This window comes from Myxococcus sp. AB025B, from assembly GCF_006518215.1.
Lineage (GTDB): Bacteria > Myxococcota > Myxococcia > Myxococcales > Myxococcaceae > Myxococcus > Myxococcus fulvus.
The window spans coordinates 1-394 of sequence record NZ_SRLW01000756.1; the positions used below are offsets into that span (position 1 = coordinate 1).

Sequence of the window (394 nt, forward strand, 5' to 3'; positions counted from 1 at the left end):
CAATAAGCCCGCCATCAACCTCATCGCACGCCATGAAAACCGCCCTCGCCCTGCGCCACGTGCCGTTCGAGCACCTCGGCATCCTGCAGCCGCTGCTGGAAGCGCGCGGCTACGCGGTGCGGACCGTTGACGTGGGCGTGCAGCCGGTGCCGACCGACGACATGATGGACGCCGATCTGTTGATCGTGCTGGGCGGGCCCATCGGTGCGTACGACGATGCAACGTATCCGTTCATACGCGATGAAGCGGCCGCCATTGCGCGGCGACTGGCCGCACGCAAGCCGTTGCTCGGCATCTGCCTGGGCGCGCAGTTGATGGCGCGGGCATTAGGGGCGGCGGTCAAGCCGATGGGCGTGAAGGAGATCGGCTTTGCACCCATCACGCTCACCACGGA

Annotated in this window: 1 protein-coding gene; it reads left to right on the plus strand. The window is 66.5% G+C overall.

What is annotated here, in order from left to right:
- Positions 1 to 32 precede the first annotated feature (32 nt).
- Positions 33 to 394, plus strand: a 362-nt coding sequence (locus tag FL311_RS43820; RefSeq protein ID WP_194869664.1) for a gamma-glutamyl-gamma-aminobutyrate hydrolase family protein, incomplete at its 3' end; no start/stop codon positions are given.